The sequence below is a fragment of the Mesorhizobium sp. M0030 genome (assembly GCF_040323695.1).
Lineage (GTDB): Bacteria > Pseudomonadota > Alphaproteobacteria > Rhizobiales > Rhizobiaceae > Mesorhizobium.
The window spans coordinates 33,859-59,021 of sequence record NZ_JAMYVE010000007.1; the positions used below are offsets into that span (position 1 = coordinate 33,859).

Sequence of the window (25,163 nt, forward strand, 5' to 3'; positions counted from 1 at the left end):
TGGGTGGCGCCGCAACCTCGACCGATAAACCTCCGCCGATTCCGCCCGGCTAACCGCCAGCGGCATCGGCATAATCTCCTCCGACGCTTAGCTAATATCGGCTTGCGGCCAACGTCAATGCTATTTGTCCTACAAAACGGATTTTTGGATAACCAAGGCTTCAATTCGTCCGACAATTGATTGACGAGCGCCGGCTTTTGCGTAAAAGAACGCTGACGCTGTTTCCGGGAGGAGATGGGGAGAGCGGGGCCAAAGCAGCGCCGGCATTCACGCCGGGAACAGCAGCGGGTCGCAAAACACGGGGAGGCAAAGACTGGTGGCGGTTCTCGAACTCACCAATATCTCGAGGCATTTCGGCGCCATCCAGGCGGTCAACGACGTATCGCTGTCGATCGAGCCCGGACAGGTGGTCGGCCTGATGGGCGACAACGGCGCCGGCAAGTCGACGCTGGTCAAGATGATCGCCGGCAATTTCCGCCCCAGCCATGGCATCATGCGCATGGACGGCAAGGAGTTGATCCTGCACAAGCCGGCGGAAGCTCGCCAGCACGGCATCGAGATCGTCCACCAGGACCTGGCGCTGTGCAACAATCTGACCGCCGCCGCCAATGTCTATCTCGGCCGTGAATTGCGCCGCGGCCTCGGCCCTTTACGCATCCTCGACTATGCCGCCATGTACAAGCGCGCCGGCCAGCTATTCGCCGAGTTGAAGTCCGAGACCCGTCCGCGCGACCTCGTCAAGCAGATGTCGGGCGGCCAGCGTCAGGCGGTGGCGATCGCGCGCACCATGCTGTCGCAGGCCAAGATCGTGTTGATGGACGAACCGACGGCCGCGATCTCGGTGCGCCAGGTCGCCGAAGTGCTGAACCTGATCCGCCATTTGCGCGACCAGGGCATCGCAGTGGTGCTGATCAGCCACCGCATGCCTGACGTGTTCACCGTTGCAGACCGCGTCATCGTCATGCGGCGCGGCCGCAAGGTCGCCGACAAGACGATTGCGTCAAGTTCGCCCGAGGAAGTCACCGGGCTGATCACCGGCGCCATCGAACAGGTTTGATCTCAGCGAATTTCACCACGCACAGCAGATGAAGGTCGACGATGGCACTGACAATTGACCAGCCGATCGAACAAAAACAGCAATCCTTGCCGGCAAGACTGTTTGCCAGCCAGACCTTCTGGGTGGTGATCGCGGTCATCCTGGCCTGCCTGTTCCTGTCTTTTGCCACCGACGCCTTCGCCACGTCGAAGAACCTTTATAACATCACCCGCAACATCACCTTCGTCGCCATCATCGCGCTCGGCATGACCTTCGTCATCATCACCGGTGGCATCGACCTGTCGGTCGGTTCGGTGCTCTGCCTGTCGTCGATGGTGCTGGCCGTCACCATGCATGCCGGCTACTCCATCGAGGTCGGCATCCTCGCCTCGATCGCCACCGCGCTCGCCATAGGCGCCTTCAACGGCATCATGATCGCCTATCTCGGCTTTCCACCCTTCGTGGTGACGCTCGGCATGCTGTCGATTGCGCGCAGCCTCGCCATGGTCGCCTCCAACAACACCGTCGTCTTCCAGTTCGGCCCCGATCACGACAAGCTTCTGGCGCTGGGCGGCGGCGCCTGGGTGTTCGGCATCGCCAATCCGGTGCTCTACATGATCCTTTTGGCGCTGATCACCGGCTTCACGCTGCGCTGGACCAAGTTTGGCCGCCACATCTTCGCCATTGGCGGCAATGAGCACGCGGCGACGCTGACCGGCGTTCCCGTCAAGCAGATCAAGGTCGCGGTCTATATGATCTCGGCGCTGGCGGCGGGCATTGCCGGCATCATCCAGACCGGATGGCTTGGCGCCGTCACCACCAATCTCGGCACCGGCATGGAACTGCAGGTCATCGCTGCCACGGTCATTGGCGGCGCCAATCTCGCCGGCGGCGTCGGCACCGCCTTCGGCGCCATTGTCGGTGCCGCGCTCATCGAAGTGATCCGCAACAGCCTTGGTCTGCTCGGCATCAATGCTTTCTGGCAAGGCGTGTTCATCGGCGGCGCCATCCTGCTCGCGGTGCTGTTCGACCGGATCCGCAACTTCAGGCGCAATGACTGAATGTTTTTGGACTGAACCTTTCGGCTGGAACCGTTGCCTTGACATCGAAATCCCTGTTCGAGCTCAACGGCCGGCTGGCGCTGATCACCGGCTCCGGCCAAGGCATCGGCCTGGCGCTGGCGCGCGGCCTTGCCGAGCATGGCGCAAGTGTCGTGCTCAACGGCCGCGATGCCGGCAAGGTTGCCGGTGCCGTCGCCGGCTTGCGCGACGCCGGCTTCAAAGCGCACCCCTCGACCTTCGACGTGACGGATTTTCGCGCGGTCGATGCCGATGTCGCCCGCATCGAGGCCGAGATCGGCGCCATCGACATCCTGATCAACAATGCCGGCGTGCAGTTCCGCGCTCCGCTTGAGGACTTTCCCGAGGAGCAGTGGGAGCGGCTGTTCAAGACCAATGTCTCCGGCGCCTTCCATGCCGGCAAGGCGGTCGCCCGCAATATGATCGCGCGAGGCAAGGGCAAGATCATCAACATCGGCTCGGTGCAGAGCGAACTCGCCCGGCCCAACATCGCGCCCTATACGGCGACCAAGGGCGCGATCCGCAATTTGACCCGTGGCATGTGTACCGACTGGGCGAAACACGGGCTGCAGATCAATGCCATCGCCCCCGGCTATTTCCGCACCGAGATGAACCAGGCGCTGGTCGACAACCAGGAATTCTCCGCCTGGCTGGAAAAGCGCACGCCGGCCGGCCGCTGGGGGTATGTCGACGAACTGATCGGCGCCGCCGTGTTCCTCGCCTCCGACGCCTCATCCTTCGTCAACGGCCATACGCTTTATGTCGACGGCGGCATGACGGCTTCGGTTTGACGGGAAACCCTATCGCTCAGTCTGAAAATCCACCACTGCCGCCGGCAGCACACAGCGGCTTTCGCCCCGCGCCTTGACGCGACCCCGAACTCAGCCGCACAATCCCGTTGCAGGCGAAGGGAGGCCAGTCGTCTGCGGGAGGTATAACCCATGACGGACGCGATCAGGCTCTATTGGGGCCGGTTCGGACATGTTTCTGTCCTGAATGTCGCCAGCGACTTCGTCACCCATGCGCATGTCGAGGCCCACATCATCATCTGGCTGGAGGGCACGGCCGGCGAGATGACCGTCGGCCGCGAGACGGTGCCGCTGGGTCCCGGCACCGCCGCCGGCATCAATTCCTACCAGCCGCACAGCCACATTCTGTCGCAGAACGGCAGGCCCGGCCTGTTCCTCGCTTTCTACATCGATCCGGATTGGGCGCGCCGGCGCCGCGACCTGCCTTCGTCGGCGCCGTTGTTTGCACAGGCTGCGATCACGCTCGAACCCTGGCTGCACCAGGCCGCCGCCAACCTGCTCGACCATTTGAGCGATAATGAAAGCATCGACGACGTCGCCAATTACGAGATCGAGCGCTTCATCGATAGCCTGCTCGACGCCGCCGACGCCTCGGCGCCGCAGGAGGCGCGCATCCGGGTCAACACAATGCAGGATTTCCGCGTCCGCAAGGCAATCCAGCTGATGAAGGCCAATGTCTGCGAACGCATCTCGTTCGACGACGTCGCCCGCAGCGTCGGCCTGTCGCGGCCGCACTTCTTTGCTTTATTCAAGGAACAGACCAATCTGACGCCCAATGTCTACTGGAACACGCTGCGCATGGAGGAAGCCGTGCGGCAGCTGCAGTGGTCGCAGGAACCGCTGATCTCGGTCGCCTGCAATCTCGGCTTCACCACCCAGGGCAATTTCTCGCGCTTCTTCCGCGACCATGTCGGCGTGCCGCCGACGCTTTACCGCGAGGCGGCGCGTGCCATGGCCTGAGCCAAGTCGCTCGTTTTTCAGACTCCTTGATAGGGCCGCAAGACCCATTGATAAGCGCAGCGCCGGCCGCCGCCCTACCCTGCAGCGTATCGAATTCGTAGGGGAATGATCATATGGCTGAAGTCACCGTCTCCAGCGTCATCGACGCGCCGGTCGAAAAGGTCTGGGCGCGCATACGCGACTTCAACGGCCTGCCGGGCTGGCATCCGCGCATGGTCAAGAGCCATATCGAAGACGGCAAGAGCGCCGAAACCATCGGCTGCGTGCGTAATTTCGAGCTCGCCAGCGGCGCGCGTATCCGCGAAAAACTGCTCGACTTCTCCGATGCGGATTTCCGCGTCAGCTATTCTATCCTCGAAACGCCGCAGCCGCTGACCAATCACAAAGCGACGCTGCAATTGCGCCGCGTGACCGACTGCGACCGCACCTATGCCGAATGGACCGCGAGCTTCGACGCGGCGCCCGAAGAGGCCGACAAGATCGCCGCCGGCATGGCCGCCAATGTCTTCCAGGGTGGCTTCAATGCATTGAAGAGCCATTTTTCTGGCCAGAGCTGAGTCAGGGGAGACTGCCATGGCGCTTGCCCTCCAGACCTTTTCGGCCGTCAGGGATGCCAACGCGGCGCTGAAGGCGCCCGGCACCCGCTATCTCGGCGGCGGCACGCTGGTCGTGCGCGCCGCCAATGAAGGCGATGTCTCCGTCACCGGCCTCGTCCGCTCGACTGATCCGGCCCTCTCCGGGATCACCGTTGCCGGCGGCAAGGTCCGCATCGGAGCTTCGGTGACAATGGCGGCCATCGCCCGCCATCCCGAGCTTGCGGCGCTGTCCAGGGCTGCGCGCGCCGTCGGCGGCCCGGCGATCCGCAATATGGCGACTGTCGGCGGCAATCTGTTCGCACCGGCGCCCTACGGTGATTTCGCTGTCGCCCTGCTGGCGTTGGATGCGACGGTCGGCACCGATGATGGGGAATTGCCTATCGAGGATTTTCTGGCCAGGCGGGACGGCGGCCGCGCCATTGTCACATCAGTCGCCTTCGCGTTGCCGAAGGCCGAGAATTTCCGCTTCCTGAAAGCGTCGCGGGTCAAGCCGAAGGGCGTCTCGGTGCTCAGCATCGCCGCCGTTCTGGAACAGGCCGGCGACGGCACTGTCTCCTCGGCGCGGATCGCGCTCGGCTGCATGGCAGACCGGCCGATGCGCGCCCGTGCTGCGGAAAAGGCACTGATCGGCAGCAGGCTTGACCAGGACGGCGCCGCAGCGGCGCTGGCTGCAGCCGGTGAAGGCACTTCGCCAATCACCGACCCGATCGCCAGCGCCTGGTATCGCGCCGAGGTTCTGCCGGTCCATCTCGGCCGGCTGCTGCTTACTTAACCACCGCTTGGGGGGCGCGCGTCTGTCGGATCAACCGGGCAGGCGCGCTGGGAGGAAAACATGGCAAAGGTTCCGGTTCAGTTCACGCTCAACGGCTCGGAGAAGGCCGAATTTGTCGACAGCGGCACGACGCTGCTGCACGCGCTGCGCGACAAGATCGGCGACACCTCGCCCAAGGGCGGCTGCCACCAGGGCACCTGCGGCGCCTGTTCGGTCATCATCGACGGCGAACTCCGGCTCTCTTGCCTGACGCTGGCCGAGACCTGCAGCGGCGCCGACATCCGCACCACCTTGGGCCTCGCTGAGGCCGGCGTCCTGCATCCGCTGCAGCGTGCCTTCCTCGACGCCTTCGCCACGCAATGCGGCTTCTGCACGCCGGGCATGATCATGGCCGCCAAGGTGCTGCTCGACCACACGCCCAATCCGAGCCGCGAGGACGTGATCGAGGCGCTGTCCGGCAATATCTGCCGCTGCACCGGCTACGAGCCGATCATCCAGGCGGTGCTGACCGCGGCCCGAGCCAATTCGCAGAACGCGGCCTAAGGACCAAAAGAATGGAACTGCGCAAAAACTATTTCGCCGATCAGCGCAAGGACGGCCTGCACGAGATCGGCCATGGGCGGCCTCGGCTGGATTCGCCGGGACATGTGACGGGCAAGACCGCCTATTTCGCCGACCGCAACGTCCCGAATATGCTTCACCTGAAAATGGTGCGCAGTCCGCACCACCATGCCCGCATCCGTTCGATCGACACTTCCGAAGCGGAGAAGCATCCCGGCGTGGTGAAAATCCTCACCGCCAAGGATGTGCCGCACAATGTCTACACCATCCTGATCCTGATCCAGGTCGGACCGGAAGACGAAACGGTGCTGGCCGACGGCAAGGTACGCTGGAAGGGCGAGGCGGTGGTGGCGGTGCTGGCCGAGACCGAGCGCGCGGCTCAGGAAGCGGCAGCCAAGGTCAAGGTCGATTATGAGGTGCTGCCGGCCGTCTTCGACATGGAAGAAGCGCTGAAGCCCGGCGCGCCTTTGGTCAACGAATATCACGGCCAGAATTATTACCTCTACGACAGCGGCGAATGCCGCAAGGTGCGCTTTGGCGATGTCGAGGCGGGCTTCGCCGGCGCCGACCACATCCTGGAACAGAGCTACCAGTCCTCGCCGATCGAGCATGCGCCGACCGAGACCACGGGTTGCGTCGTGGTGCCGGAAGGCAATGACCGCTTCACCTGCTACACCAACACCCAGGCGATGTTCTTCACCCTCGACAACGCGTCGATCATCCTGCAGATGCCCGGCTCAAAACTGCATTTCGTCGGCGGCACTGTCGGCGGCGGCTTTGGCGGCAAGGTCGACGTCATCGTCGAGCCGATCGCCATTCTTGGCGCCAAGCTGACAGGACGTCCCGTTTCATTTATCTACAGCCGCGAGGAGGAGATGCAGATCTCCTCGCCGCGCGCCGCCGAAAAGATAATCATCAAGGACGGCGTGATGAACGACGGCCGCATCGTTGCGCGCAAGGTGACCGGCTATACCGATGCCGGCGCCTATTCGCGCCACTCGCCTTATGGCGCGCAGAAGGGAGCGGCGCACTATCCCGGGCCCTACACCATTCCCAATGTCTGGATCGACACTTATTGCGTCTACACCAACCGCACCCCCTCCTCCGCCATGCGCGGCTTCGGCGTCACCATCGGCGACTTCGCGCTTGAGGTGCAGATGGACAAGCTGGCGCGGCTGATCGGCATGGACCCGCTCGAATTCCGCTTCATCAACGCCTATCGCGATGGCGACATGAAGGCGCATCGCCAGCCGACCGAAGGAGCGGCGCTGATCGAGTGCATGCAGGAGGCGTCGCGCGCCGCCAACTGGCCGGTGGCGGAGAAGTATATGGCGATGTCCTCCTACACGAAGGGAGCTTGAGATGGCGATAAGGCGCGGACGCGGCGTCGCCGCGATCAACTACCCGACGGGCATGAACCTTGGCGGCGACCCGACGCAGGCGCTGGTGCATTCGACGCCGACCGGCAATTTTATGGTCACACTTTCGTCGGTCGATCTCGGCCAGGGCCTGAAGCAGATCATGGCGCAGATCTGCGCCGAGACCATCGGTGTGCCGACCGACCGCGTCACCATCGACACCGCCGACACCGACACCGGCCCGCACTGCATGGGTACCTTCGCCTCGCGCGGCACCCACCGCGCCGGCAATGCCGTCATCCAGGCGGCCAAGGAAGCGCGCCAGGTGATGTTGGAAGTGGCGGCGGAAGAGCTGGAGGTCAACGCTTCCGACCTTGAGACTGACGGCCAGGGCAATATTCTGGTCAAGGGCGCGCCGCAAAAGTCGATCTCGATCTTCGATGTCGCCTTGTCGGCGCATTTCAAGCGCGGGCGCTCGATATCCGGGCGCGGCATGTTCCTGATCCCGCGCTCCTATCCGGAGAAAGAGACCGGCGCGATGAAGCCGTCGACCTGCTACGCCCATGCCTGCACGGTGGCCGAAGTCGAGGTCGATGACGAGACGGGCGAGGTTACGGTGCTGACCGTGAAGAACGTCTTTGAGATCGGCCGCGCGCTGAACCCGAAAATGGTCGAGCAGCAACTGGTCGGCGGTTCCTGGATGGGCATCAGCCACGCGCTCTACGAAACGACCGAGCCCTATTATCCCAACCGCGACCATGGCGGCACCGACTTCAACCAGTATCTGATGCCGGGACCGGGCGATCTCGCCCAAACCGAGATCATCGTGCTGGAGCGGCCTTCGGCCGACGGGCCTTATGGCGCCAAAGGGCCAGGCGAAATGTGCGCGAACCCGCAGATCCCCGCGGTTGCCAATGCCGTCTTCGACGCCGTCGGCGTGCGCATCGACACGCTGCCGATCACGCCGGAACGCATCTTGCGCGCGCTGAAAGCGCAAGCGGCGAACTGAGGATGCCAGAGGTGAACGCCGAGACTGTCGCGACCTCACCGGAGGCGGTGGCACGCCACCTCGCTGGATCGCGCTATCTCGCCGACGACAGCCTGGCGACGGCGATCTTCCTGGCGATACGGCTGGGCAAGCCGTTGCTGCTCGAAGGCGCGCCCGGCGTCGGCAAGACCGAAGCGGCCAAGGCGACCGCGCAACTTCTCGGCCGCGATCTGGTGCGGCTGCAATGCTATGAAGGAATCGACGCAGCACACGCGCTCTATGAATGGAACTACCAGCGCCAGTTGCTCGCCATCCGCCATGCCGGCGAGCACGAGATCGACATCTATGACGACCGCTTTCTGATCGCGCGGCCATTGCTGCAGGTGCTGCGGGCGCCGGAGCAGCGCGTGCTGCTGGTCGACGAGATCGACCGCTCCGACCACGAATTCGAAGCGCTGCTTCTGGAATTCCTCTCGGACTTCCAGATCAGCATTCCCGAACGCGGCACCATCCGCGCCGAAGCGCAGCCGATCGTCATCCTGACCTCGAACCGCACCCGCGAACTCGCCGAAGCGCTCCGGCGCCGGTGCGTCTATCACTGGATCGGCTATCCCGACGCCGAGCGCGAAGCCGCCATCATCATGCTGCGCGCCGGCGATGTCGCCGAGACCACCGCCCGCGCCGTGGCGGCCGCTGTGCAGGAGATCCGCGTCCGCCCGCTGGCCAAGCCGCCCGGCATCTCCGAGGCCGTCGAATGGGCCAACGCCGCCACCATACTGGAGAAAGGCGGCAGCCCATGGCCGCAAGCCTTCCGCCGCGCCATCGGTGTGCTGATCAAGGACGAGGAGGATTTGTCCGCGATCGCGCCGGAGCTTGGCCGGATTATCGAGGAGGCGCTGGGGTGACGTGTGAGGTCAACAGCTCGTTCACAGCGAGGTGGCCTCACCTGGGCACTCTGCAACGCTGGCGGGACAGCGCCCCCCTCTGTCCTGCCGGACATCTCCCCCACAAGGGGGGAGATCAGCCGTCATCCTGGCTTTCGCCAATCTCCAGCGGCGCAGAAAGAACCGAAGCGCCGAAGCCGCCAATCTCCCCCCTTGAGGGGGAGATGTCCGGCAGGACAGAGGGGGGCGCGAAGGAATGATGCGTCAGGGAACCCTTCCTCTCGCCTCCGCGCCCTTCCTCCACTTCGCCCGGCTGCTGCGCCGCCACGCCTTTGCCGTCGCCCCCGAGCAGGTCTCCAGCTTCATGCAGGCGGTCACCCTGCTCGGTCCCCGCTCGATGGCCGACATCCGGGAGGCGGCGCTCGCAACGCTTGCCCCCCCGCCCGATCGCCGCGGCGAATTCGAGGCGCATTTTCGCAATCACTTCCATGGCGATGGCCAACCCTCGATCGAAGGCGAGGAAGACGAGGAAACCCGCATCAAGGACGATCACAGCACGCGCCAGGAGGAGAAACAGACCACGCGCCAGGAGAAAGGCGGCGAGCTGTCGTCGGCAATCGAACAGCTCAGCAGCCGCGACTTCCTCCGCGACGACGATGGCCTTGGGCCCTTCCGCCGCAAGCTCGCTTCAGCCCTCCCCGCGCGCCGCTCATTCCGCACCGTGCGCACCCATTCGCGCGGCAAGCTCGATCTGCGCCGCTCGCTCAGGGAAATCGTCACCGCCGATGGCGATATCCCCTCGCCGCAGCTCCGCCGCCGCCAGACGGTGCCGCGCAAGCTGCTGATCCTGATCGATGTTTCCGGCTCGATGAAGCTGCATACATCGGATTATCTCAAACTGGCGCACGCCGCCGTACAAGGCGCTGACCGTGCCGAAATCTTCACCTTCGGCACTCGGCTCACCCGCATCACATCCGCACTGCGTATCCGCGATCGCGACCAGGCTCTCGCCCGAGCGGCGGCACTCGTCGACGACTGGGACGGCGGCACGCGCATGGGACCGACCCTGCTCGCCTTCCTCTCGGTGCCGCGGTTATCGGCCTTCGCGCGCGGTGCCGCTGTGATCATCCTGTCGGACGCGCTGGAGCGCGGCGACCATGCCGATCTAGAGACCGCGATACGCCGCCTGAGCGCCCGCGCCTTTCGCCTGTCGCTGGCCACACCTTTGGCCGGCGATCCGCGCTTCCAGCCGGCAACGGCGGCGTTGCGCGCCATCTTGCCCGATCTCGACGATCTCATCGACGGCTCTTCGCTCGGGAGTCTCACCGATTTCATCCTGTCGCTCGCCCGCCCTGCCCCGGCGGCGTCGGCAATCTGGAAAAGGGTATCGTGATGCAGAAAGCCATCGACGCGCATTTCCACATCTGGCGCCAGCAGGACCAGCCCTGGCTGGTCGGCCCGATGGTGCCGCGCATTTTTGGCCCCTACGAGCCGATTCGCCGCGACTATCCGATCGAGGAATTTCTCGCCGATCAGCAAGGCGCAGGTGTCGAGAAGGCCGTCTATGTCCAGACCAACTGGGCCAAGGAGGATTTCGAAAAAGAAGTCGCCTTCCTGCAGAAGACTGCCGACGAGACCGGCTGGCCGCACGCTATCGTCGGCTATACCGATATGACTGTCGACGATGTCCGGCCCCAGATCGATCGATTGAAAAAGTACCCGCTGCTGCGCGGCGTGCGCATGCAGTTACACTGGCACGAGACGCCGGCCTTCCGCTTCGCTGCCTCGGCCGATCAGGTCATCGACCCCAAGGTGCGGGCCAATGTCGCGCGGCTTAAAGACTATGGCCTGTCCTTCGACCTGCAGCTTTTCCCCGCCCAGATGAAGGACGGGCTGACGCTCGTCGGCGAGAACCCCGACACCAATTTCATCCTCACCCATGCCGGCATGCTGACCGGCATGGAGCCGGAAACCACCGAGGCCTGGAAAGCCGGCCTGAGTACTCTATCAACAGCGCCGAACTTCTACGCCAAGCTGTCGGGCCTCGGCACCTTCGCCCACCGCAACGATCCGGCGTTGATTGCCTACATCGTCGACAATGCCATCGACATTCTAGGCGCTGACCACCTGATGTTCGGCTCCAACTTCCCGATCGAAAAACTCTGGACGACCCATGCCGAACTGATCAAGGCGCACCGCGCCGCGGTGGGCAAGCACGGCGCAACTGCCGAGGCCGATATCTTCTGGAACACGGCGGAGAAGGTGTACCGGCCGGTGTAGAGCGGGCGCCGTCACTTCCCCCGCAAGGGGAGGAGGCAAGGCGCGCGACTGCCTACTTTAAGTCGAACTGCGGATCGACCGGAATCTGCATCGCAGTCACAAGATGGTTGGTCTGCCCGGCCAGCCCGATGATCGACACCAGCTCGCCATGCTGCGCATCGGTCATGCCTTTGGCGCGGGCAGCTGCCGTATGCGAGTGGACGCAGTAGGAGCAGCCATTGGCGGTGGACACAGCGATATAGATCATTTCCTTGGTCAGCGGGTCGATGGCGCTCTCCGTGGCCATCACCACCTTCACCTGTTCCCATGTCCGTTTCAGCAAGGCCGGATCGTTGGCGAGCCCACGCCAGAAATTGTTGACGAAATCCGATTTGCGCGTCGCGCGGATGTCATCGAACACAGCCTTCGCAACCGGGATTTTTTCGACCTCGGCATCGCTGAGGAGTTTTGTGGCGGCCATGGCGTTTCCTTTCGTTGAATCGGTGGATCAGGTGGTTGAATCAGGTCTCGAGCAAGGGCGGCTAACCGGCTATTCCGATTCAGTTTTTGATGCTGACAGAACCATGGCGATTGGCCGAAGCATCTCAGCTTCATTCACGGGCGAAGCAGGCGCGAAGCGCCGTCGCGGAGACCCGAGGTGACGAAGGCGCTGAGGCCTTCGCCAATTGGCGACGTATGCGCACCCTCAAACACCGACCAGAAACCTAATGAACCGCCGCATACATGATCTTCTCCTCCGTCGCCTCGGCGGGCGAAAACTCCTCGACCATGCGGCCCTGCCGGCACACCAGAATCCGGTCCGACAGGTTCATGATTTCCGGCAGGTAGGACGAGATAACGACGACGGCCAATCCCTCGTCGGCCAGCCGGTTGATGATCTGGTGGATCTCGGCGATGGCGCCGACATCGACGCCGCGCGTCGGCTCGTCGAAGATCACGATACGCGGCTGCTGAACCAGCCCCTTGCCGATCACCACCTTTTGCTGGTTGCCGCCGGAAAGCTCGACCACGCGGGCATTGTCGTTGATCGCCTTGATGTTCAGCGTCTTCGTCCATTCAGCGGAAAGCGTGCGCATCTCCTGCTGGTTGATCACCCAGGCCTTTTCGCGGCCCGCCGCCAGCAGCCCGCCGAACAGGTTCTCGGCGATGCCCATCGTCTCGAAAATGCCCTCGCTCTTGCGGTCCTCGGTAACATAGACGATGCCGTCGGCGACCGCCTCACTGGGCACGAGATAGCGCACCGGCCTGTCGTCGAGTTCAATCGCGCCACCGCGCAAAAAATCGCGCTTGTAGATGCCGGAGACGATCTTGAAGGTCTCGGTGCGGCCGGAGCCGATCAGCCCGAACACGCCGGTGATCTGTCCCTCGAAGATCGAGAAGGAGGTGTTGCGCACGACATTGCTCATCGAAATGTCCTGCACCGACAGCACCTTCTTGCCGGCCTTGCGCAGCCTGGCCTCGTCGCGCTGGCGATAGATCTGTCCCGACAGTGTACGCCCGACCATGGCGGCGACGATCTTGTCGCGATCGAAGGCCGATGTGTCGTCGGTTATGACCAGCTCGCCATCGCGCAGGATTGTGATGCGGTCGGCGATCATCAGCGCCTCTTCCAATGCATGGCTGATGAAGACGATCGAGACGCCGTTCGCCTTCAGCCGCCGGATCAGCGCGAAGAAGTGCCGCTTCTCCTCCGGCGTCAGCGTCGCCGTCGGCTCGTCGAAGATGATGATCTCGGCATTGTGGTGAACGGCGCGCGCGATCTCGACCATCTGACGCTTGGCCGCGCCCAGCGTCGCCACCATGGCGTTGGGGTCGACCGGAAAGTTCAGCGACTGCAAAAACTGCTGCGCCGAAATGTAGGTGCCGCGCAGCCGGTTGAGGAATTTTTCGGTGCCGAGATAGAGGTTTTGCGCCACCGTCATCGACGGCACCAGGCTGGTCTCCTGGAACACCATGGCGATGCCGGCCTCGAGCGCCGCATGCGGCGACGCATAAGCGATCTCGCGGCCTTTGTGGAACATCTTGCCTGAGGTGGCGTCGACGACGCCGGCGATGATCTTGGTCAGCGTGGATTTGCCGGCGCCGTTCTCGCCGAGCAGCGCGTGGATTTCGCCCTTGCGCAGTTCGAAGCTGACTTGTCTGACCGCGGGCACGCCGCGATAGTTCTTGGTGACATTTTCCAGGCGCACGATCGGTTCCATCAGAGACCTCCTGCGTCGATGGCCAGCACGCAATCGCCGCCCCTGGAGGCGATGAACAGGCGGCCGTCCGTTTCCGCCACGCTGCAGATGCCATGGCGCGTGCCGTCGGCGCGGCTGTGCAGGCTGAATTGCGGCTGCATGTTCTGATCGAGCCTGACCACCAGCCCATAGGAGCGGCTCGGCGACCAGGGCTTGTGGATGCCCATGGTGCGGATGCCGCCGCATTGCAGCGGTTCGAGGAAGCTGCGATTGGAGGCCAAAGCCGGCGCGATCCAGTAGGCCGGCGCCACCTGGTCTAGCATGTCGCGCCGATAGTGGGTTTCCTGGAGAACGAATTCGATCAGCCGGTTGCGTGGCGCGAACAGAGCCAGCCACGCGCCGCCATCGCCGGCCGGCGCGAGGCGCGCGGGATAGCCGGGCAGATGCGTCAGCACGGTCGAGCGGCTACCGGTCGCACCATCGAAGCGAACGAGCTGATGGCGCCAGCTTTCGCTGACCAGCACATCCCGCCCAATGGGATGCAGCCCATAGGGAAAGGCGATATCGCCGGCCACTTTGCGGAACTCGGCGGCGGCCGCGTCCCGCCTCCAAAGCGAACCGGACGCGCCCTTCTTCATCAGGTCGGCGGCCCATTGCGACGGCGTGTGCTCAGCCGAGCCATTGGCCAGCCACAACGTGCCGTCGTCTGCATAGGCAAGCGCGGTGATGCAGCTGACGCCGGCCGGCAGCGAAACCTCCTTGCCGGCAACCAGCAGCTTGCCGCTTTCCAACCCCACCGTCAGTTCGCCCGACAGTGATAGAGCCAGCGCCGTGATGGGGGAAGGAAAGGTCCCGACAACCTTCGGCTCCACCCCTGCGGCAAGCGAATATACCGCATTGCCGCTGGAAACGAGCAGCCGGCCATCGGCAACCAGAAGATTGTCGGGCTCCGTCAAATCGGCGAACACTGGCGCCTCGTCCAGCCGCGTGTTGGGACGGAAGGCACCGTCGAGCGGTGGGATGGTCACCGCCTTGCCACGAAACAGGTCGAGCACAGGATCGAGGATCATGGCTTCGCTCCCCAATTAGAAGCGGAACTGGTCCAGTTCGGGTCGGCGCCCGCAATCTTGTAGCGGCCGATGCGGTTGTTAAGGATGCCGCCGACGAACAGGAAACCCTTGTGCTCGCGCATCGAGGTGACCATCGGATGCGCGCCGCCGGTAAGGTCGCCCATCGCCTCGATAATGCCGCCCTTGTCGTTGAATTTCACCACGCCGCCGGTGTTGATGTTGGGGAACAGCCACTCGTCCTGCGGCAGCCGGCGCGTCATGCGCTTGCGCATATCGGGATGGCGCAGCGACAGGTCGAAGCTCGGCGTGCGCATGCCGAGCCATGCCATCCAGTAATTGCCGTCGGAGGCGCGGTTGATGTTGTCGGGATAGCCCGGCATGTCGCGGATGACGCATTCGGCGGCGCCCGCCTTCGGCCCTTCCAGCCAGTAGCGATGCACGCGGCAGGCCCAGCTCTCAGCGAAGAACAGCGACTTGCCGTCATGCGCCATGCACACACCGTTGGTGTAGCGGTAGCCGTCGAGCAGTGTCTTCGTCGAACCGTCCTTCGGGTCATAGACCAGCAGCCGGCCGGTGGCGCGGTTCTCGATCGAGTCCAGTGCCCAATCGTGGGCGTCATAGCGCTTGGTGGAGTCAGTGAAATAGATGCGCCCGTCCGGCGCGATGTCGCAATCATTGGGGTCGCGCAGCCGCGCATCGTCGACGATCGAGGTCCAGGAGCGCGACGTCTCGGCCGACAGGCGCTTCACTTCCCGATCCGGCGAGACGGAATAGAGCCCCATGGCGCCGACGCAGCTGATCAGATTGCCCGATTTGTCGAAGGCCAGGCCTAGCGGAAAACCACCGATATGGGCAAACACCTCCGACTTAACGTAATCCGGCGCGAAGAAGCGGACGATCTCGCCATGGCGCGTGCCGCAATAGAGGTGATCGTCGCGGTCGAGGATGACGTCTTCCGGCCCTTCCAACTCGCCGAGCCCGATATGGTCGGCCGCCGACAGCCGGTTGTCGAGCGCGTAGGGCGTGCCTGAGCCCGGCACCGCAGACTGTGTCTCGCCCATCTTGAGATAGACCGGCGCGACATAGACTTCGTTGAGCACCTTATGGCGGTTCTTCAGCCAGCGGATGTCGATCGTCACCGCCACCGCCAGCATGATGCCCAGCACCATCTGGTTGGTGCCGGTGCCATAGCCCAGCCGGATCAGCCCGTTGGTCATGGTCAGCACGATGATGGCGCCCATCAGCCCCTTGATGACCGAGCCGCGGCCACCACCCAGGCTGACGCCGCCAACCACCGCCGCCGTCAGAGCCATGATCTCCAGGTTGAGGCCGGTGCCCGGCCCTGCCCCACTCAGGCGGCAAGCGATGAGGAAGCCGCCGATCGAGGCGCAGAAGCCGGAAAAGACATAGGTCATGAACACGGTGCGGCGCACGCGAATGCCGGCATTGTGCGCCGAGCGCCTGGAGCCGCCGACCGCCAGCACATGCCAGCCCGGCCGTGAGCGCGTCAGCGCGATATGGGTGACGATGGCAAGAATGATCGCCAGCCACACCGAGACCGAAAGCCCCCAGAAGGTGCTGTCGCCGATGAAGTCGAGCACATCCGATGTCGCCTGGGAAAGCTGCACGTCGGCGGCGTAGGTGGTGACGAGAATATCGAACAGCGCCCGGCCGAAGATGAACGTCACCAGGGTGGTGAGGAAGGCGCGCAGCCTAAGGTAGCCGACGAGGTAGCCGTTGACGGCGCCGAAGATCAGGCCGGTGGCGAGCGATGCCGCCAGCGCCAGCCAGATAGACTGTTCGAGAATGAAGAAGACATAGACGGCGGAGAAACAGGACAGCGCGAAGATCGAGCCGACGGACAGGTCGATGCCGCCGCCCAGCATCACCACCGTCATGCCGGTGACTACCATCGAGAACTCGCCGAGCTGGCGGGTCGATTCCTGCAGCGAGGTCAGCTTGAAGAAGCCGGGAATGATCGAGCCGAACACGCTGAGCGTCGCCACCAGCGCCAGGAACGGAATGGCGTTGTCGGTCCAGCGTTTTGTCAGGATCTCGCCGACCAGATGGTCGGGCACGAGATTGTAGCGCCAGGACTGGAGGCGTTCGCGAAAGGACATCGGCGGCTGCTATTCCATGAGGGAACGAGGTGACCGGATTGTCCAGTCACCTCGTTTGTTTCAGTCGAAAAAAGCGCGGCTTACTTCGCCGCCGCTTCGGCCTGCAGCGCCTTCAGGTCCCAGCAGCTGTCGGGCTTGAGGTCGGCCTTGGTCGTAGCCTTCTCCAGTGTGTAGATGTAGGTGTGCGACGTGCCGGCCGGCTGGCCGCTCTGCAGCAGGAACTTGATGATAGCGTTCATGTCGCCGGACTGGCGAGCCAGATCGGTCATCACCACGGCGCCGTAAGTTCCGTCCTGCAATTTGTCGCAATCGGCCGCCTTCTCGCCGCCGCCGGTGGTGACCAAAAAGACCTTGCCGTCGAGCTTGGCGTCGCGGATGGCGGCGGATGCGCCGGTGGCGTCACCATCCCAGAAGTCGATGATCGAGCAGATGTCGGGGTTCTGCTGCAGCATTGTCGTCGTCACGTTGCGCGACGTCGTCGGATCCCAGTTGGAGTCGGGCTTGGCCACGACTTTGAAGTCGGGGTGCTTCTCCAGCACCTTCATGATGCCGGCATACTGGTAGAGACTGGACGAGTTGGCCTGATCACCCTGCACAAGGCCGATCTTCTTCGACGAGTTCTCGCCGCAGCCCTTGATCGCCGCTTCGGCTTCGAGCTGGCCAAGCCGGTCCCAGTCGCTGCCGACAAAGGCGTCGGCCGGGAAGTTGGCGGGGTTGTCGACCAGTATGACGTAGGTTCCGGCGGCCTGTGCCTTCTTCATCAGCTTGGAATAGGAGTTGAGGTCCGGCGCATGGATGATCAACACGTCCGGCCTTGTGTCGGACGAGATCGCGTCGGTGATCGCCTGTGCACCGGCATCGACGACCCAGTTCGGATCGCGTGTTTCGAAGGTGCCGCCCCAGGCCTCGACTTCCGTCTTCAGATAGTGCGACCAGCCCTGCGCAAGGTCGAAGCCCATCGCCAGCGGCACCAGCATGACGCGCTTGCCCTTGAGCGCCTGCGCGTATGCGGCCGGGCCCGGATCGTCGGCGGCGAAGGTCGGCGCGACGAAGGCGGTAGCGGCAAGCGCCGTGGCGGCCGCCATCAGTGTTCTGATCAGTTTCATGTCACATCCTCTGTTTTTCACTTATTGCCGGCCGGTCGGCATGACCCGGTCGGGTACCCCTTAGATGTCGCCCTGCTGCGCGGTCTGTTCGTCACGCGGATTGATGATGCCGTCGACGATGATGGCTCCGAGCAGGATCGCCGCCTTGATCAGGTTTTGATAGAGCAGCGGAATGTCGATGATGGTCATCGCGTTCGACAGGATGCCGATCAGTGCAGCGCCCACCAGCACATTGCGCACTCCGCCCCGCCCGCCGGACAGGCCGATGCCGCCGATCACCGCCACCAGCACGATGTCATAGAGCAGCGTCGAGTTGACGACGCGGGTGTTGATCGAGTGCAGGCTCGACGCCGTCAGCAGGCCGGCGATCAGCGCGACGAAGGCCGAAACCACATAACGCAGCACCAGCATTGGCCGCACCGGAATGCCGATGTTGCGCGCGGCGACCGGATTGTCGCCGGCGAAATAGATGTAGCGGCCCCATTTGGTGTAGCGCAGGAACAGGAAGAACAGGAAGGCGAGCCCGGCGAAGACGAACACTTCGATCGGAATGTCGAGGAAACGCAGGCCGCCGAGCAACTCCACCCAATGGCCCTGAGGCACCGACACCGCATCCTGTGTGATCAGTTGCGAGCGGACATAGCCGAAGACGAAGGAGCCGGTCGCCAGCGTCACGAAGATCGCCGGCACGTCGGCATAAGCGACGAGAAAACCGTTGAGCAGGCCGATGGCGAGCACGCCTGCCAGCACATAGGCGAAGGCGAGCCCATCAGGCGTTCCGGCGTTGAGCAATTGTAGATACCAGGCGACCGACATCGCCATGATCGCCACCGCCGACAGGTCGATGCCCCTGCCGATTATGACGACCGCCATGCCGAGCGCCAAAATGCCCAGCACCGACACCGAGCGGACGATGGCAACGAGATTGTTGGGAGCGATGAAACCAGGCAGCCCAATGGCAGCGGCGACGAACAGCACCACGGCGATGGCAAAGACAATGCCTTCCTGATTCAGGCTCCTGACATTTGGCCAGCCAATCGTGTTCATGTCTGCATTCGCCCCGATGGCAGCTCTGCCACCCCTTCCGAAGAAAGCTAATCGGCTCGGCGCCGCTTCGTCAAATGAATCCGCGCTCAGAACGCCCGTTGGCAGTGATAATCTTCCAGTGGACGCACCGATTGCTAGAACTGGCGCAATCCTAGGAAAAGGCTGCGCTTTTGGCATTTGGTTGCGCCATTGCGCGTATGCGCGAAGGTGCCGTTCTGAGGCGAAAGCACAAGGCGGAATTAATTGCCGCCTGAGCGGCGAAAATTGCGAATTCAGGTCCTGGACGTGTGGCCTGAAACTTCGGCGCCTGCACCGGGCGGCAGCACGAGGAACCGCAACGCCGCCACCAGCCCGATGGCGCCGATGATCAGGAAGGCGATGCGAAAATCGACGAGGTCGAGCGCCGGCCGGTGCCTGACGATCTGCGACAGGTTCAGAATGGCAGCCGCCACCGCTACGCCGAACAGCATCGACATCTGCTGCAGCATGGACGACAAAGTTGCCGCCGAGCTGCGCTGCGCCGCATCGATATCGGCGAAGGCCAGTGTATTCAGCGCCGTGAACTGCATCGAGCGCGTCAAGCCGGCGATCAGCATCAGCATCACTACCAGCGCCTGCGGCGTTTCGGGCGAGATCGCCGCGCACGCCATGATCGAGGCCGAGGCGATCAGGCCGTTGACGACCATGACCGTGCGAAAACCAAAGCGCCGCAGCGTCGGCGTCGTCACCGTCTTCATGCCGAGATTGCCGAGGAAATAGGCCAGGATCATCAAGCCGGCATCGACCGGCGAAAGTCCGAAACCGACCTGGAACAAAAGCGGCAGCAGGAACGGCGTGGCATTGATCGCGACGCGGAAGATGGTGCCGGCGGCAAGCGTCGAGATGGCGAAGGTCTGCACCTTGAACGCGCTGAGATCGAGCAGCGGATGCGGCGCGCGCCGGAGATGCCGCACCGCCAGCCAGCCGATGACGATGCCGGCGGCAACCAGCAGCACGGCGGGCAAGGCGCCGTCTTCCGGATGTGCGATGCGCTCAAGGCCGTAGAGCAGCAGCGCGAGCCCCAGCGACGTGAGGAAAAACCCCGGCCAATCCAGCGGCTTGGGATCGGCCGCGCGGTCGCCCGGAATGAAGCGCGCGACCAGCGCCAGCCCGACCAGCCCAAGCGGGATGTTGATGAAGAAATTCCAGTGCCAGGACAGGTACGTGGTAATGAAGCCGCCGAGCACCGGCCCGACCACGGGAGCAAACAGCGCCGGCCAGGTGATCAGCGCCGTGGCGTTGAGCAGCTCCGATTTCGACGCATTGCGCAGCACCAGAATGCGCCCGACCGGCGTCATCAGCGCGCTGCCAAGGCCTTGCACGACACGGGCCGCGACGAACTGGGTAAGGCTCTGCGAAAAGCCGCAAGCGAGCGAGGCCAGCGTGAACAGTACGATCGCCAGCAGGAAGATGTTGCGCGCGCCGAAGCGGTCGGCAAGCCAACCCGATAGCGGCACGAACACTGCCATGGTCAGCATATAGGCGGTGATGCCGATACTCATAGCCACAGCCGGCACGCCGAAGGATTCTCCCATCTGCGGCAGCGAGGTCGAGATGATCGTCGAATCCAGCAGCTGCATGAAAAACGCGATGGCGACGATCAGCGCCACGCGCCGCGCATTGCTGGCGGCTACGGCGGAGGCCTCGGTGTCGGGAACGGCAGTCATGGCGAACCGCGTTGAACAGCATATGGCTGGCCCCGTCCAGAGCTTATCCAACAAACTTCCGTGTCGGCTCGCAGCCTGTTATGGATGGGCGGGCGGCCAAGGACATTGCATGAAGCCTATCTATATCGACTACCTCAATGCCCTAGATATCGAAGCCCTGGAGATGACCGACGGCGAAATCATTGCCGCTGTCGAAGCCGGGCTTATCGCGCAAGGCAATGGCCAGACGGTGATTGAGCCGCGCGTCCATCTTGAACCCGACCCTTCCTTCCATGGCCATTTCAACGTTCTGCGCGGCTACGTTGCGCCGCTCGACACGGCGGGCGTGAAAATCGTCGGCGACTATGTCGACAATTATCTGCACGGGCTCCCTTCAGAATTTGGCATTCTAAACCTGTTCGATCCGCGCACCGGCACGCCGCGCGCCATTCTCGACGCCACCGTCATCACCGACATGCGCACCGGCGCTGTCACCGCCATCGGCGCCAAACATCTGGCGCGCAAGAACTCCAAGGTGCTGGCCCATATCGGCGCGCGCGGCACCGCCTACTGGAATGTGCGCCTGCTCGACCATCTCTTCGACTTCGACGAGATCCGCGTCCATTCGCGCCGCCCGGAAAGCCGCGACGGCTTCGCCGCCAAACTCTCGGCCGATCTCGGCAAGAAAGTCACCGCGGTTGCCGACTGGGAAAGCTGCATCAAGGGCGCCGACATCGTCGTCGAAGCCTCACGGCTGCCGGAGCCGCAGCCGCTGCTCAAGACCGAATGGATCAAGCCTGGTGCACTGGTCGTGCCGTACGGCACGATGAGCGCGGTGGAGCTGTCGCTGACCGACATCATGCAGAAAATGGTCGTCGACGATTGGGGCCAGTGCAAGGGCGGCAAGTTCGGCTCGCTGCGCGCTCATGTCGAAACCGGAAGGCTGAGCGAGACCACGCTGCACGCCGAGCTCGGCCAGATCGCCGCCGGCCTCAAGCCGGGCCGGCAAAGCGACGACGAGACGATCCTGTTCTGGCATCGCGGCCTGTCGCTGTCCGACATTGCGCTGGGCAAGGCGATGCTGGCCAAGGCTGCTGATAAAGGCATCGGCCAGAGGCTGCGCTTCGCATGAGCGCGCTCGTCCTCACCGGCGCCGGCGTCAGCGTCGAGGATGTCGCGGCGGTCGCCCGCGGCGGCCGCAAGGTCGAGGTTGAACCGACCGTCATCGAGAGGCTCGACAAAGCGCGAAAAGTGCTCGACCAGGTGGCCGCGTCCGGTCAGCAGATTTACGGCCTCAACACCGGGCTCGGTGCCAATCTCGGCACGTCGGTCGAAGGCGATGCCAGTGCCTTCCAGCGCCAGTTGCTGGAAGGGCGCAGCGGCGCTGTCGGCGAACCGTTGCCCCAAGAGGCGGTGCGGGCGACCATGCTTGCGCGCGCAGCGATGCTGGCAGTCGGCGGCTCCGGCATTTCGCCGGCGGTTTTCACCGCCCTTGTCGATGCGCTCAATGCCGGCGTGCATCCGGTAATGCCGCAGTTGGGCTCGATCGGCGCCGGCGATCTCGTGCTGATGGCGGCGCTCGCCCGTCTGCTGACCGGCGACGGCGAAGCTGACTATCAGGGTCGGCGCATGCCGGCGGCCAAGGCGTTGATGATGGCGCGGTTGGCTCCGATCAGCCTGGCGCCGAAAGACGGCCTGTCGCTGATCAACGCCTCGGCGGTATCAGCCGGCACTGGCGCGTTGGTACTGGCCGACGCGCTGTCGGCCTTTGCGCAACAGCAGCAGGCGGGAGCGCTGACCATGGAAGGGTTTGGCTCCAACCGCACCATCCTCGATCCGCGCCTGCATCTGGCGCGGCCGGCAGCCTGCCAGCAACTCGCGGCCAAGGGCCTGCGCGACCTGCTTGCCCGTGACGAGGAGCCGACGCCGACCACCCTGCAGGACCCGCTGTCGATCCGCTGCATGCCGTCGATCCATGGCGCGCTGATCCAGGCGATCGACCAGGCGCGGCTGGCGCTGGAGATCGAACTCAATGCCGCCGCCGACAATCCGCTGGTGCTGGGCGATGACGGGCTGGTTCTGTCGACCGGCAATTTCCACACCGCATCGCTGGCACTTGCCTTCGAGACGCTCGGCCTGGGGATCGCGCAATGTGCCGCGGCAAGCGTTGCCCGCTTCATCCAGCTCGCCGGCTCCGGCCGCAACGGCCTGCCGAAATATTTGTCGCCGGTCGGCGGCGCCTCGGCCGGTTTCGTGCCGCTGCAAAAGACGGCAACGGCAATCCTGGCCGGCATCCGCCACAAGGCCAATCCGGTGATGCTGGATTTCCTTCCCGTGTCCGAAGGCGTCGAGGACCATGCGACGCAGACCCCTCTGGCGGTGTCGAAATGCGCCGAAATGATCGCGCTATGGCGCCGGCTGATCGCCTTCGAACTGATGGCCGCCGCGCAAGCCGTGGACCTGCGCGACGGTCTCAAGCTGGCGCCCGGCACAGCAGCGGTCCATACCGCGGTGCGCGCGCATGTAGCGATGCTGAGAGAGGACCGGCCGCTGGGAACGGATGCCGAGGTGCTCCATGCCATGCTCGCCGACGGAACATGGCAAGGTGCAGCGATGATCGGCAAGGAGGCCGAGTAGTCAGCCCTTTGCGTCCACCCGTTTCATGAACAGGCTGAGCTCGGCCGGATCCATGCGCACGACATGCCTGTCTTCCGGATAGGCGCCGCTATCGACGTCGGCAACGTACTCGGAAAACGCCGCGACGCGTTCGGCCTGCAGGCGATCGTACTCGGCGGCGAAGTTGCGGTAGACCTTGGAATGGCGCGGCATGTGGCCCCGGTTCTGGCCAAGAATATCGTCGGCGAACAGATACTGCGCGTCGCAGCCGGTGCCCGCACCCATCGACAGCATGATCAGCGAGGTCCGTTCCGAGATCGCCTTCGCCACCTCGATCGGCACCACTTCGATCTCGGCGCCAAGCGCTCCAACGGCCTCATACTGCTTGACCGCCTCAAAAATCTGCATGGCGGTGTCGGCGGACTTGCCGACGGCCTTGAAGCCGCCGGTCCAGGTGGCGCGGGACGGAATGAGGCCGACATGGCCGATCACGGGGATCGCGTCGTCGGCGAGCCGCTTCACGGTGGCGAAACCGGCGCTGCAATAAACGGCGTCGGCTCCGGCCTTGTAGAGCCGGAACGCCCAGCGCAGGAAATCGTCCGCCGTGCCTATTTCATAGAAGTTCTCGCCCGGCATGGTGAACAGGCTGGGCGCCGCATCGCGATACTCAGGGTTGAGCACCAGCTCGGGCGGCACCGAGACGATATCGACCCCTGCCCGCTCGGCAGCCTCGGCCTCGTCCATGGTCAGGACGCGCAGCATGGTCAGCTGGCGCTTGCCCTTCATGGCGCGCAGATCGGCGACGGTCGGTCTCTTTCGGCTCATCGGGATGTCCCTGTTGGCTGGTTGCTTTTCCCCGTCACCTTACCGGCCCCGTAACAGGCCGGATAGAAGGCGGGTGATTTATTCGCTACTCGGCCGCCGCCGACATATCGAGCTCGTGAAATTCACCGCGATAGGGCCGCGCCGTCGGCGGCAATTCGCGCTTGAGGAAATAATCCTCGTACCGCAGCTGCTTCAAAAGCACCGGCCAGACTTCGCGATAGGCATGCCACATGGACGGGTTCGCCACCGGCAGATCGTGCTTGATCAGCTCGTGCAGCCTCGGCAGCGCATGATAGGGCACCATCGGGAACATATGGTGTTCGACGTGATAATTCATGTTCCAGTAGATGAAGCGGCTGACCGGGTTCATGTAGACGGTTCGGGTGTTCAGCCGATGGTCGACCACGTTGTCGGCCAACCCGATATGCTGCAGCAGGCCGGTCAGAACCATGTGCCAGCTGCCATAGAGACGCGGCAGGCCGATCAGCACCAGCGGCAGCCATGACCCCAGCGCGATCGCGAGAGCGATCGTCGCAACGTACACGGCGATATGCCAGCGCGCCGCCGTGATGGCCTTGCCCTGTTCGCTCTCAGGAATGTAGCTCTTTTCGTCGTCCGACAGCTTGCCCAACGCCTGGCGCGCCAGGATCGGCAGCGAATAACGGAAATCGAGAATGCCGGTGAAGGCAAGCGCCGCCTTGACCAGATTTGGCGGCCGCATAACCGCAATCTCGGCATCGCGTCCGACGATGATCGTGTCGGTGTGATGCCGCGCATGGCTCCAGCGCCATTGCACCGGATTGCGCACCACCATGAAGCTGGCGATTTCGTAGATCGCATCGTTCATCCAGCGTGTGCGGAAGGCGGTGCCATGGCCGCATTCGTGCCAGCGCGAGTCGCTCGACGATCCATAGATCACGCCATAGACGAGCAGGAACGGCACCACCCACCACGTGCCCCAGAACCACACGATGCCGGCGGCCGAGCCCAGGATGGCTGCGATCCAGATCACTGTATCGCGGATCGCCGGCCCGTCGGAGCGCTGCATCATTTCCCTCATTGCCTTGCGCGGCACGTCGGTGTGATACCACTCGGCCGAGGCCAGCCCGGTCTCGATCACCCGGCGGGTGCTTTCGCCGACCAGGCCGTAATCGCGCTTTGTCTTGGCCGCCGTCGCCATCACCGTCTCGC

23 protein-coding genes are annotated in these 25,163 nt (G+C 63.8%); 14 read left to right on the forward strand and 9 right to left on the reverse strand.

The window, feature by feature from the left end; genetic code table 11:
- Positions 1–316: 316 nt before the first annotated feature.
- From NKJ80_RS15760 to NKJ80_RS15815, 12 genes are all read left to right on the forward strand, one after another.
- Complete coding sequence (locus tag NKJ80_RS15760; protein ID WP_023699667.1) at positions 317–1,057, forward strand: ATP-binding cassette domain-containing protein; 741 nt, start codon at positions 317–319, stop codon at positions 1,055–1,057.
- A 41-nt stretch (positions 1,058–1,098) separates the two neighbouring features.
- Complete coding sequence (locus tag NKJ80_RS15765) at positions 1,099–2,097, forward strand: ABC transporter permease (RefSeq protein WP_023673048.1); 999 nt, start codon at positions 1,099–1,101, stop codon at positions 2,095–2,097.
- 38 nt (positions 2,098–2,135) lie between these two features.
- Positions 2,136–2,906 carry an SDR family oxidoreductase gene (locus NKJ80_RS15770; RefSeq protein ID WP_031208960.1) on the forward strand — a complete coding sequence of 257 codons (771 nt, stop codon included), beginning with the start codon at positions 2,136–2,138 and terminating at the stop codon, positions 2,904–2,906.
- Between the two features lie 150 nt (positions 2,907–3,056).
- Positions 3,057–3,884, forward strand: coding sequence for an AraC family transcriptional regulator (locus NKJ80_RS15775; RefSeq protein ID WP_023673046.1), 828 nt, complete (start codon positions 3,057–3,059; stop codon positions 3,882–3,884).
- A gap of 113 nt (positions 3,885–3,997) precedes the next feature.
- Complete coding sequence (locus NKJ80_RS15780; RefSeq protein WP_023699669.1) at positions 3,998–4,441, forward strand: SRPBCC family protein; 444 nt, start codon at positions 3,998–4,000, stop codon at positions 4,439–4,441.
- Between the two features lie 16 nt (positions 4,442–4,457).
- On the forward strand, positions 4,458–5,252 hold the full coding sequence (locus NKJ80_RS15785; RefSeq protein ID WP_023823201.1) for an FAD binding domain-containing protein: 795 nt from the start codon (positions 4,458–4,460) through the stop codon (positions 5,250–5,252).
- A 60-nt stretch (positions 5,253–5,312) separates the two neighbouring features.
- Positions 5,313–5,795 (forward strand): (2Fe-2S)-binding protein, encoded by a 483-nt coding sequence (locus NKJ80_RS15790; protein WP_023725426.1) that lies wholly within the window; start codon positions 5,313–5,315, stop codon positions 5,793–5,795.
- Between the two features lie 11 nt (positions 5,796–5,806).
- Positions 5,807–7,174, forward strand: a complete 1,368-nt coding sequence (locus NKJ80_RS15795; protein WP_352497889.1) for a xanthine dehydrogenase family protein molybdopterin-binding subunit — start codon at positions 5,807–5,809, stop codon at positions 7,172–7,174.
- Between the two features lies 1 nt (position 7,175).
- The gene (locus tag NKJ80_RS15800) at positions 7,176–8,180 is read left to right on the forward strand and encodes a xanthine dehydrogenase family protein molybdopterin-binding subunit (RefSeq protein ID WP_023699673.1); all 1,005 of its coding nucleotides are present in this window, start codon (positions 7,176–7,178) and stop codon (positions 8,178–8,180) included.
- A gap of 2 nt (positions 8,181–8,182) precedes the next feature.
- A complete protein-coding gene (locus NKJ80_RS15805) occupies positions 8,183–9,064 on the forward strand; it encodes an AAA family ATPase (RefSeq protein WP_352446076.1) in 882 nt (293 codons plus the stop codon).
- A gap of 235 nt (positions 9,065–9,299) precedes the next feature.
- Positions 9,300–10,436 carry a vWA domain-containing protein gene (locus NKJ80_RS15810; protein ID WP_023753580.1) on the forward strand — a complete coding sequence of 379 codons (1,137 nt, stop codon included), beginning with the start codon at positions 9,300–9,302 and terminating at the stop codon, positions 10,434–10,436.
- A complete protein-coding gene (locus tag NKJ80_RS15815; RefSeq protein WP_352497991.1) occupies positions 10,436–11,323 on the forward strand; it encodes an amidohydrolase family protein in 888 nt (295 codons plus the stop codon). The genes NKJ80_RS15810 and NKJ80_RS15815 overlap by 1 nt, the downstream gene beginning before the upstream one ends.
- A gap of 52 nt (positions 11,324–11,375) precedes the next feature.
- Here the strand turns inward: NKJ80_RS15815 and NKJ80_RS15820 are convergent, their stop codons facing one another.
- The 7 genes from NKJ80_RS15820 to NKJ80_RS15850 all read right to left on the reverse strand — a co-directional run bounded on the left by NKJ80_RS15820 (position 11,376) and on the right by NKJ80_RS15850 (position 20,552).
- The gene (locus tag NKJ80_RS15820) at positions 11,376–11,783 is read right to left on the reverse strand and encodes a carboxymuconolactone decarboxylase family protein (protein ID WP_352497890.1); all 408 of its coding nucleotides are present in this window, start codon (positions 11,781–11,783) and stop codon (positions 11,376–11,378) included.
- A 244-nt stretch (positions 11,784–12,027) separates the two neighbouring features.
- A complete protein-coding gene (locus NKJ80_RS15825) occupies positions 12,028–13,524 on the reverse strand; it encodes a sugar ABC transporter ATP-binding protein (protein WP_023714820.1) in 1,497 nt (498 codons plus the stop codon).
- A complete protein-coding gene (locus NKJ80_RS15830) occupies positions 13,524–14,573 on the reverse strand; it encodes an SMP-30/gluconolactonase/LRE family protein (RefSeq protein ID WP_023729421.1) in 1,050 nt (349 codons plus the stop codon). Before NKJ80_RS15830 ends, NKJ80_RS15825 begins: the two co-directional genes overlap by 1 nt.
- Positions 14,570–16,693: an ABC transporter permease gene (locus NKJ80_RS15835; protein ID WP_352497891.1), complete on the reverse strand. Its 2,124-nt coding sequence runs from the start codon at positions 16,691–16,693 to the stop codon at positions 14,570–14,572. Before NKJ80_RS15835 ends, NKJ80_RS15830 begins: the two co-directional genes overlap by 4 nt.
- A gap of 80 nt (positions 16,694–16,773) precedes the next feature.
- A complete protein-coding gene (locus NKJ80_RS15840; protein ID WP_023668177.1) occupies positions 16,774–17,799 on the reverse strand; it encodes a sugar ABC transporter substrate-binding protein in 1,026 nt (341 codons plus the stop codon).
- A gap of 60 nt (positions 17,800–17,859) precedes the next feature.
- Positions 17,860–18,846: an ABC transporter permease gene (locus NKJ80_RS15845; protein ID WP_352497892.1), complete on the reverse strand. Its 987-nt coding sequence runs from the start codon at positions 18,844–18,846 to the stop codon at positions 17,860–17,862.
- Between the two features lie 272 nt (positions 18,847–19,118).
- A complete protein-coding gene (locus tag NKJ80_RS15850; RefSeq protein ID WP_352497893.1) occupies positions 19,119–20,552 on the reverse strand; it encodes a DHA2 family efflux MFS transporter permease subunit in 1,434 nt (477 codons plus the stop codon).
- Between the two features lie 109 nt (positions 20,553–20,661).
- Between NKJ80_RS15850 and NKJ80_RS15855 the strand changes: the two genes are divergently transcribed.
- The gene (locus tag NKJ80_RS15855; protein WP_023696222.1) at positions 20,662–21,663 is read left to right on the forward strand and encodes an ornithine cyclodeaminase family protein; all 1,002 of its coding nucleotides are present in this window, start codon (positions 20,662–20,664) and stop codon (positions 21,661–21,663) included.
- Positions 21,660–23,168 carry an HAL/PAL/TAL family ammonia-lyase gene (locus NKJ80_RS15860; protein WP_352497894.1) on the forward strand — a complete coding sequence of 503 codons (1,509 nt, stop codon included), beginning with the start codon at positions 21,660–21,662 and terminating at the stop codon, positions 23,166–23,168. Before NKJ80_RS15855 ends, NKJ80_RS15860 begins: the two co-directional genes overlap by 4 nt.
- Here the strand turns inward: NKJ80_RS15860 and NKJ80_RS15865 are convergent, their stop codons facing one another.
- Together NKJ80_RS15865 and NKJ80_RS15870 are read right to left on the reverse strand one after the other, a co-directional pair.
- The gene (locus tag NKJ80_RS15865; RefSeq protein ID WP_023752944.1) at positions 23,169–23,972 is read right to left on the reverse strand and encodes a 3-methyl-2-oxobutanoate hydroxymethyltransferase; all 804 of its coding nucleotides are present in this window, start codon (positions 23,970–23,972) and stop codon (positions 23,169–23,171) included.
- Between the two features lie 85 nt (positions 23,973–24,057).
- Positions 24,058–25,152 (reverse strand): fatty acid desaturase family protein, encoded by a 1,095-nt coding sequence (locus NKJ80_RS15870; RefSeq protein WP_352497895.1) that lies wholly within the window; start codon positions 25,150–25,152, stop codon positions 24,058–24,060.
- Positions 25,153–25,163 lie beyond the last annotated feature (11 nt).

Excerpts from the sequence above, each read along its gene's own strand:
- NKJ80_RS15765 (WP_023673048.1), top strand. The coding sequence starts at position 1,099 with ATGGCACTGACAATTGACCAGCCGATCGAACAAAAACAGCAATCCTTG.
- NKJ80_RS15775 (WP_023673046.1), top strand. The coding sequence starts at position 3,057 with ATGACGGACGCGATCAGGCTCTATTGGGGCCGGTTCGGACATGTTTCT.
- NKJ80_RS15780 (WP_023699669.1), top strand. The coding sequence starts at position 3,998 with ATGGCTGAAGTCACCGTCTCCAGCGTCATCGACGCGCCGGTCGAAAAG.
- NKJ80_RS15785 (WP_023823201.1), top strand. The coding sequence starts at position 4,458 with ATGGCGCTTGCCCTCCAGACCTTTTCGGCCGTCAGGGATGCCAACGCG.
- NKJ80_RS15790 (WP_023725426.1), top strand. The coding sequence starts at position 5,313 with ATGGCAAAGGTTCCGGTTCAGTTCACGCTCAACGGCTCGGAGAAGGCC.
- NKJ80_RS15795 (WP_352497889.1), top strand. The coding sequence starts at position 5,807 with ATGGAACTGCGCAAAAACTATTTCGCCGATCAGCGCAAGGACGGCCTG.
- NKJ80_RS15800 (WP_023699673.1), top strand. The coding sequence starts at position 7,176 with ATGGCGATAAGGCGCGGACGCGGCGTCGCCGCGATCAACTACCCGACG.
- NKJ80_RS15805 (WP_352446076.1), top strand. The coding sequence starts at position 8,183 with ATGCCAGAGGTGAACGCCGAGACTGTCGCGACCTCACCGGAGGCGGTG.
- NKJ80_RS15810 (WP_023753580.1), top strand. The coding sequence starts at position 9,300 with ATGATGCGTCAGGGAACCCTTCCTCTCGCCTCCGCGCCCTTCCTCCAC.
- NKJ80_RS15815 (WP_352497991.1), top strand. The coding sequence starts at position 10,436 with ATGCAGAAAGCCATCGACGCGCATTTCCACATCTGGCGCCAGCAGGAC.
- NKJ80_RS15820 (WP_352497890.1), bottom strand. The coding sequence starts at position 11,783 with ATGGCCGCCACAAAACTCCTCAGCGATGCCGAGGTCGAAAAAATCCCG.
- NKJ80_RS15825 (WP_023714820.1), bottom strand. The coding sequence starts at position 13,524 with ATGGAACCGATCGTGCGCCTGGAAAATGTCACCAAGAACTATCGCGGC.
- NKJ80_RS15830 (WP_023729421.1), bottom strand. The coding sequence starts at position 14,573 with ATGATCCTCGATCCTGTGCTCGACCTGTTTCGTGGCAAGGCGGTGACC.
- NKJ80_RS15835 (WP_352497891.1), bottom strand. The coding sequence starts at position 16,693 with ATGTCCTTTCGCGAACGCCTCCAGTCCTGGCGCTACAATCTCGTGCCC.
- NKJ80_RS15840 (WP_023668177.1), bottom strand. The coding sequence starts at position 17,799 with ATGAAACTGATCAGAACACTGATGGCGGCCGCCACGGCGCTTGCCGCT.
- NKJ80_RS15845 (WP_352497892.1), bottom strand. The coding sequence starts at position 18,846 with ATGAACACGATTGGCTGGCCAAATGTCAGGAGCCTGAATCAGGAAGGC.
- NKJ80_RS15850 (WP_352497893.1), bottom strand. The coding sequence starts at position 20,552 with ATGACTGCCGTTCCCGACACCGAGGCCTCCGCCGTAGCCGCCAGCAAT.
- NKJ80_RS15855 (WP_023696222.1), top strand. The coding sequence starts at position 20,662 with ATGAAGCCTATCTATATCGACTACCTCAATGCCCTAGATATCGAAGCC.
- NKJ80_RS15860 (WP_352497894.1), top strand. The coding sequence starts at position 21,660 with ATGAGCGCGCTCGTCCTCACCGGCGCCGGCGTCAGCGTCGAGGATGTC.
- NKJ80_RS15865 (WP_023752944.1), bottom strand. The coding sequence starts at position 23,972 with ATGAGCCGAAAGAGACCGACCGTCGCCGATCTGCGCGCCATGAAGGGC.
- NKJ80_RS15870 (WP_352497895.1), bottom strand. The coding sequence starts at position 25,152 with ATGGCGACGGCGGCCAAGACAAAGCGCGATTACGGCCTGGTCGGCGAA.